We start from the raw sequence: 2,217 nt of genomic DNA, 5'->3' as shown, positions 1-2,217 counted from the left end.
CAATGCCGAGGTCGCCGCCCGCTGCACCGCGGCCGGCCTGGGCAACGACTTCCGCCAGAAGACCGGTGACGGCGAACTGGCCACCACCTCCGGCGTACAGGCCGTGACCGACTTCACCTCCGGCTCCAACCCGGAGCTGAAGCCGGAAACCGCCAAGACCTGGACCGTGGGCCTGGTCTACAGCCCGGACTTCGTCTCCGGCCTGGACCTGAGCCTGGACTGGTGGAAGATCCGCATCGACAACGTGATCGTTGGCGAGTCGGCCACCGACATCCTCAACCAGTGCTACGTGCAGGGCATCACCTCGGCCTGCGACCGCTTCACCCGCTACACCTCGGGCACCAACAAGGGCCAGGTCAGCGGCATGAACCGTTCGTTGAACAACGCCGGTTACCAGGAAACCGCCGGCTACGACGTGGGCATCCGCTACCGCCTGCCGGAACTGGCGATCGGCCAGGTCTCGCTGCGCTGGAACACCACCTATGTGGACTACCTGGCGCGCAAGAGCGACAACGAAGCCACCACCCCGGTCGACCAGTACACCGGTTGGGGCGGCAACTTCCGCGTGCGTTCGAACCTGACCGCCGACTGGCAGTACGGTGATCTGGGCGTGAGCTGGACCACCCGCTACTACTCCAGCATGAAGGAGAAGTGCTCCTACGATCTGGACGGTGGCCCGGAGTGCAACCTGCCCGACTTCCAGTCGCCGTACACGGACATGCAGCCGAGCAAGCAGGTCGGTTCCAACACCTTCCACGACCTGCAGGTCCGTTATGCGCTGCCGTGGGACGGCACCGTGTCGCTGGGCGTGAACAACGTGTTCGAGCACGCAGGCCCGATCATGTACAGCGGTCCGAACAGCAGCTTCACCTACTACGGTGGCTTCGACATCGGCCGTTTCATCTACATGAAGTACCAGCAGCGCTTCTGATCCACCGCGCTGTGAGTTGACGGAGCGGCGCCCTGCGGGGCGCCGTTTCCGTTTCAGCGGTGGCGCAGGCCGCGATACCTCACGCCCGCGAACGTGCCCTGGTCGCGGCCCGCAGTCCGGCGAGCGCGAACACCGCCAGCCCCGCCCAGATCAGACCGAAACCGACCAGCTGGCGGTGCTCGAACGCCTCACGGAACACCAGCACGCCGACCAGGAACTGCAGGTGGGGGCGATGTACTGCAGCAGCCCGACCACCGACAGCGGGACCCGACGCACGCCATAGGCGAAGGCGATCAGCGGGATCGCACTGACCGCGCCGGCCAGCACCAGCAGCGCATCGTTGCCCCAGCCCCAGCCGGAGAGGAAGCCGCCGCCGTGGCCGCTCTCGGCCCAGAGCACGCAAACCAGCGCCGGCAGCACCATGAACAGGCTCTCCACACCCAGCCCGGCCACCGCCTCGACCGCCACCAGCTTGCGGATCAACCCGTACAGGCCGAAGGTGATCGACAAACCAATCGCGATCCACGGTGGCGCCCGCTTTGCCAGGTCAGCCAGGCCACGCCCAGCGCGGCCAGCGCCACCGCCAGCCACTGCAGCTTGCCCAGCCGCTCGCCCAGCACCACTACGCCCAGCACCACGCTCAGCAGCGGGTTGATGAAATAGCCCAGGCTGGTTTCCACCACGTGGCCGGCGTTTACCGCCCAGATGTACAGACTCCAGTTGGCACCGATCAGCAGGCTCGACAGGCCCAGCAGCCAGAACCGCCGTGGCGTGGCCCAGACCTCCCGCAACCAGCCCCAGCCACGCACCAGACCCAGACCGCCCACCAGCAGCACCGCGCTCCAGACAATGCGGTGGGCGATGATCTGGAACGAGGGCACGTCCTTAAGCAGATGCCAGTACAGCGGGAACAGGCCCCAGATCACAAACGCCAGGGTGACAGCGAGCAGGCCGTTGCGGTGGTCGCCGGTGGTGTTCATGCGCGGCGGATCCGGGCCAGGGTGATGACCACGACGCCGGCCAGGATCACCGCCATCGCACCGATATCGGCGCTGCTGAAACGCTCATGCGCGATCCACGCGCCCAGCGCCACGGCGATCACCGGATTGACGTAGGCATAGCTGCTGGCCAGCACCGGGCGCACGTTGTGCAGCAGCCACACATAGGCGGTGAAGGCGATGATCGAACCGAACACGGTCAGGTAGCCCACCGACAGCACGCCCTGCAGCGTGGGCAGCGCGTCGATCCGCTCGCCGCGCAGCAGGCCGCCGGCCACCAGGATCACG

2 protein-coding genes and 1 pseudogene are annotated in these 2,217 nt (G+C 66.8%); 1 reads left to right on the top strand and 2 read right to left on the bottom strand.

The genetic code is table 11. From position 1 onward, the window contains the following. Positions 1-931: TonB-dependent receptor domain-containing protein (locus JCM9942_RS14400; RefSeq protein ID WP_157722953.1), on the top strand; the 931-nt coding region annotated here is incomplete at its 5' end. Between the two features lie 79 nt (positions 932-1,010). Here JCM9942_RS14400 and rarD read toward each other — a convergent pair. Together rarD and JCM9942_RS14390 are read right to left on the bottom strand one after the other, a co-directional pair. Continuing rightward, positions 1,011-1,911, bottom strand: a pseudogene (gene rarD / locus JCM9942_RS14395) (EamA family transporter RarD). After that, a partial coding sequence (locus tag JCM9942_RS14390; protein WP_157722952.1) for an EamA family transporter occupies positions 1,908-2,217 on the bottom strand: 310 nt, incomplete at its 5' end. The gene JCM9942_RS14390 and the pseudogene rarD, both read right to left, overlap by 4 nt.

The sequence above is a fragment of the Stenotrophomonas pictorum JCM 9942 genome, assembly GCF_001310775.1.
GTDB lineage: Bacteria > Pseudomonadota > Gammaproteobacteria > Xanthomonadales > Xanthomonadaceae > Stenotrophomonas > Stenotrophomonas pictorum.
This window is presented reverse-complemented; position numbering and strand designations above follow the sequence as displayed.